Source organism: Bifidobacterium santillanense (assembly GCF_018555385.1).
Lineage (GTDB): Bacteria > Actinomycetota > Actinomycetes > Actinomycetales > Bifidobacteriaceae > Bifidobacterium > Bifidobacterium santillanense.
Genome location: NZ_JAFEJS010000023.1, coordinates 1 through 5,510, shown reverse-complemented (window position 1 = coordinate 5,510; position 5,510 = coordinate 1). Strand labels below are relative to the sequence as shown.

General features: G+C 59.1%; 3 rRNA genes. All 3 read left to right on the top strand.

The features are described from left to right. Window positions 1-204 precede the first annotated feature (204 nt). The 3 genes from JS528_RS11375 (at window position 205) to rrf (ending at window position 5,509) form a co-directional block, all read left to right on the top strand. Window positions 205-1,728, top strand: a 16S ribosomal RNA gene (locus tag JS528_RS11375). A gap of 434 nt (window positions 1,729-2,162) precedes the next feature. Next, window positions 2,163-5,230: ribosomal RNA gene (locus JS528_RS11370) — 23S ribosomal RNA — on the top strand. A gap of 162 nt (window positions 5,231-5,392) precedes the next feature. Then, window positions 5,393-5,509 (top strand): 5S ribosomal RNA (gene rrf, locus JS528_RS11365). Together the 16S, 23S and 5S rRNA genes form the textbook arrangement of a ribosomal RNA operon. The last annotated feature ends 1 nt before the right edge of the window (window position 5,510 follow it).

Below are 5,510 nucleotides of genomic sequence, written 5' to 3'. Positions count from 1 at the left end.
TGGTGGTTTGAGAACTCAAGAGTGTGTTTGTACTACTTCTTTATAGTCAATGATTGCCAGTCCGGCCCAAGCCTTCTGCTGTGTGTGGTGGGTTCCCTTGCGGGTTGAATTTGGGTCGGGGTTTTGTTTGGGCGTCCTTCCTTAAGGATGTCCTGTCTTTTTCTTTTTTGAGAGTCTGTTTTTCGGATTCTTTTCATGAAGTTTTTTGTGGAGGGTTCGATTCTGGCTCAGGATGAACGCTGGCGGCGTGCTTAACACATGCAAGTCGAACGGGATCCAGGCAGCTTGCTGTCTGGTGAGAGTGGCGAACGGGTGAGTAATGCGTGACCGACCTGCCCCGTACATCGGAATAGCTCCTGGAAACGGGTGGTAATGCCGGATGCTCCAGTTGATCGCATGGTCTTCTGGGAAAGATTTCATCGGTACGGGATGGGGTCGCGTCCTATCAGGTAGTCGGCGGGGTAACGGCCCACCGAGCCTACGACGGGTAGCCGGCCTGAGAGGGCGACCGGCCACATTGGGACTGAGATACGGCCCAGACTCCTACGGGAGGCAGCAGTGGGGAATATTGCACAATGGGCGCAAGCCTGATGCAGCGACGCCGCGTGCGGGATGACGGCCTTCGGGTTGTAAACCGCTTTTGATTGGGAGCAAGCGAGAGTGAGTGTACCTTTCGAATAAGCACCGGCTAACTACGTGCCAGCAGCCGCGGTAATACGTAGGGTGCAAGCGTTATCCGGAATTATTGGGCGTAAAGAGCTCGTAGGCGGTTCGTCGCGTCTGGTGTGAAAGTCCATCGCTTAACGGTGGATCTGCGCCGGGTACGGGCGGGCTGGAGTGCGGTAGGGGAGACTGGAATTCCCGGTGTAACGGTGGAATGTGTAGATATCGGGAAGAACACCAATGGCGAAGGCAGGTCTCTGGGCCGTTACTGACGCTGAGGAGCGAAAGCGTGGGGAGCGAACAGGATTAGATACCCTGGTAGTCCACGCCGTAAACGGTGGATGCTGGATGTGGGGCCCCTTCCACGGGTCCCGTGTCGGAGCTAACGCGTTAAGCATCCCGCCTGGGGAGTACGGCCGCAAGGCTAAAACTCAAAGAAATTGACGGGGGCCCGCACAAGCGGCGGAGCATGCGGATTAATTCGATGCAACGCGAAGAACCTTACCTGGGCTTGACATGTTCCCGACAGCCGCAGAGATGTGGTTTCCCTTCGGGGCGGGTTCACAGGTGGTGCATGGTCGTCGTCAGCTCGTGTCGTGAGATGTTGGGTTAAGTCCCGCAACGAGCGCAACCCTCGCCCCGTGTTGCCAGCATGTAATGATGGGAACTCACGGGGGACCGCCGGGGTTAACTCGGAGGAAGGTGGGGATGACGTCAGATCATCATGCCCCTTACGTCCAGGGCTTCACGCATGCTACAATGGCCGGTACAACGGGATGCGACGTCGCGAGGCGGAGCGGATCCCTGAAAACCGGTCTCAGTTCGGATTGGAGTCTGCAACCCGACTCCATGAAGGCGGAGTCGCTAGTAATCGCGAATCAGCAACGTCGCGGTGAATGCGTTCCCGGGCCTTGTACACACCGCCCGTCAAGTCATGAAAGTGGGTAGCACCCGAAGCCGGTGGCCTAACCTTTTTGGGGGGAGCCGTCTAAGGTGAGACTCGTGATTGGGACTAAGTCGTAACAAGGTAGCCGTACCGGAAGGTGCGGCTGGATCACCTCCTTTCTACGGAGATTTCAGGGCGGGGTTTCCCGTCCGGTGTGGACCCGGCGGCCGGATAGTCCGGCGCGTTCGGGTTGCTGGTGTGGAAGAGATCGTTGGCTTTGCCGTGCCCGTCGTGGGGTGCGGTGGTGGTGCGGGCATGCTTTTGGGTTCCCGGATCGCCACTTCCCGGCGGTGTTCGGGAGCGGTCCGTCGCCATGCGGCTTGGGGTTCCCCGGGTGTTTCCCGGTGGTGGTCCGGTCGCGTGCGCGGTGGTGGTTTGAGAACTGGATAGTGGACGCGAGCAAAGGACAATGTTTTTGTTGTCTCTTTGCTGTTGATTTCGAAGAGCACATTCTTTGTGTGTTCGTCGATCGTTTTGTGATCATTCTAGTTGTATTGATGTGTCGTCTGGGAGTTCGCTATGGCAGTAGCGGGTGGCCCCGCCTTTTGGGTGTGTGGTTGCTTGCAAGGGCGTAGGGTGGATGCCTTGGCAGACAGGACCGATGAAGGACGTTTGAGGCAGCGATATTCCTCGGGGAGCCGCCAACAGGGCTTCGATCCGAGGGTCTCCGAATGTGGAAACACGGCCGCCGTCATGGGCGGTCACCGGCTTCGGCCGGGGGGTACGCAGGGAAGTGAAACATCTCAGTACCTGCAGGAAAGGATATTCCGTGAGTAGTGGCGAGCGAAAGCGGATCAGGCCAAACCGCGCGCGTGTGATACCCGTCGGGGGTTGCGCGCGTGGTGTTGCGGGAACGCGTGTCCCGGTTCCGACGGACCGGGCGGAAGTGACAAAACCGTGTGCGAGGCGAACCGGGTTGGATACCGGGCCGCAGAGGGTGATGGCCCCGTAGCCGTACGCGCATGGTCTTCCGATCGCGTCTCCCAAGTAGCACGGGCCCCGTGGAATCCCGTGCGAATCCGTGCAGACCGTTGCATAAGCCTAAATATTCCTGTCTGACCGATAGTGCACGAGTACCGTGAGGGAAAGGTGAAAAGTACCCCGGGAGGGGAGTGAAACAGTCTCTGAAACCGTGCGCCTACAATCCGTCGGAGCCTCTTCGTGGGGTGACGGCGTGCCTATCGAAAAATGAGTCTGCGAGTCAGTGGCATGTGGCGAGCGTAAGCCGTGTGGTGTACGCGTAGCGAAAGCGAGTCTTAAAAGGCGTTTTGAGTCGCGTGTCCTGGACCCGAAGCGGGATGATCTAGCCCTGAGCAGGTTGAAGCGCGGGTAGGACCGCGTGGAGGACCGAACCCACCTGGGTTGAAAACCGGGGGGATGACTTGGGGTTAGGGGTGAAAGGCCAATCAAATTCCGTGATAGCTGGTTCTCTCCGAAATGCATTTAGGTGCAGCGTCGGTTGATTACTTCCGGGGGGTAGAGCTACTGGATGCTTGCGGGCCCGTACAGGGTACCAACAGCAACCAAACTCCGAATACCCGTGAAGCGTATTCCGGCAGTGAGTCGGCGGGGGATAAGCTCCGTCGTCGAAAGGGAGACAGCCCAGACCGTCGTCTAAGGTCCCGAAGCGTGTGCTAAGTGGGAAAGGATGTGGAGTCGCATAGACAGCCAGGAGGTTGGCTCAGAAGCAGCCACCCTTGAAAGAGTGCGTAACAGCTCACTGGTCTAGTGGTTCCGCGCCGACAATGTAGCGGGGCTCAAGCACACCACCGAAGACGCGGCAGCAGCCTTCAGGCTGCTGGGTAGGAGAGCGTCCCATACCGGGTCGAAGCGGCCGTGCAAACGCGCCGTGGACTGTATGGGAGTGAGAATGCAGACATGAGTAGCGAGAGCGGGGTGAGGATCCCCGCCGCTGGATGACCAAGGGTTCCAGGGCCACGTTCATCGTCCCTGGGTGAGTCGGGTCCTAAGGCGAGGCCGACAGGCGTAGTCGAATGGATGAACGGGTCGATATTCCCGTACCGGCTTGCAGCCGCCCGATCCGAGGCAGCGAGCACTAACCTCCGTCGTGTCCTGATGTTCCCTTCGGGGTTCGGACGGGTGCGGTGTTGGGACCGTAGCTGTAGTAGGGTAGCGCGAGGAGTGACACGGACGGGTAGCCGGCCGCGGAGGTGGTTTTCCGTGGTCAAGCACGCAGGCCGTCCCCCAGGCAAATCCGGGGGGCGTCAAGGCCGAGGTGCGATGATGGGCGCCGTTGGGCGCGAATCCGGTGATCCCGACCGTCGAGAAAAGCTTCGGCGCGAGGCTGTTTGCCGCCCGTACCCCAAACCGACACTGGTGGTCTGGTAGAGTATACCGAAGCGATCGAGCGAATCCTGGTCAAGGAACTCGGCAAATTGCTCCCGTTCCTTCGGTTTAAGGGAGACCCCCGATGGTGAAAGGACTTGCTCCTGGAGCTTTTGGGGGTGGCACAGAAGAGGGGGTAGCGACTGTTTACCAAAAACACAGGTGCATGCGAAGACGAAAGTCGCTGTATATGCACTGACGCCTGCCCGGTGCCGGAAGGTTAAGAGGATCCGTCAGGCTTCGGCCGAAGCGGTGAATTCAAGCCCCGGTAAACGGCGGTGGTAACTATAACCATCCTAAGGTAGCGAAATTCCTTGTCGGGTAAGTTCCGACCTGCACGAATGGCGTAACGACTTCCCCACTGTCTCGACCAGGAGCTCGGCGAAATTGCAGTACGAGTAAAGATGCTCGTTAAGCGCAGAAGGACGAAAAGACCCCGGGACCTTTACTATACCTTGGTATTGGCATTCGGTGTGGATTGTGTAGCATAGGCGGGAGGCTTCGAAGCGCGGGCGCCAGCTCGTGTGGAGCCGCAAGGTGAAATACCGCTCTGTTCGCATTGGATGTCTAACCACGAGCAGTGATCCTGCTCTGGGACAGTGCCTGGCGGGTAGTTTAACTGGGGCGGTTGCCTCCCAAAGAGTAACGGAGGCGCTCAAAGGTTCCCTCAGCCCGGTTGGCAATCGGGTGGCGAGTGTAAGTGCACAAGGGAGCTTGACTGCGAGAGCGACGGCTCGAGCAGGGACGAAAGTCGGAACTAGTGATCCGGTGCCGGTGTACGGACGCGGCATCGCTCAACGGATAAAAGGTACCCCGGGGATAACAGGCTGATCATTCCCAAGAGTCCATATCGACGGGATGGTTTGGCACCTCGATGTCGGCTCGTCGCATCCTGGGGCTGGAGCAGGTCCCAAGGGTTCGGCTGTTCGCCGATTAAAGCGGCACGCGAGCTGGGTTCAGAACGTCGTGAGACAGTTTGGTCTCTATCCTCTGCGCTCGTTGGAATCTTGAGGAGACCTGCCCATAGTACGAGAGGACCTGGGTGGACGAACCTCTGGTATGCCGGTTGTCACGCCAGTGGCACGGCCGGTTGGCTACGTTCGGAAGGGATAACCGCTGAAAGCATCTAAGCGGGAAGCCCGCTCCAAGATAAGGATTCCATGGGGCCATCGAGCCCCGAGACCCCCCATGCAGAACACGTGGTCGATAGGCCGGACGTGGAAGCCCCGCGAGGGGTGGAGCCGACCGGTACTAACGGGGGAACGGCAATCAACACACTTCCACTCGTTGGAAGACACTCGACTACTGCGCGAACCGCCCAACCGACACTGAACGATCGGGATGGGTCACGAAACGTCAACACGATCGCGTCCGCCGTCCGGTCCCCGAACCGCCACGCATGCCGGCGGGGGAGACCCCGACCGATAACAGAAGATTTGCGGCGACCATAGCCAAGGTGAGACGCCCGGTCCCATTCCGAACCCGGAAGCTAAGGCCTTGCACGGCGATGGTACTGCACCCGAGAGGATGTGGGAGAGTAGCACGTCGCCGCTAC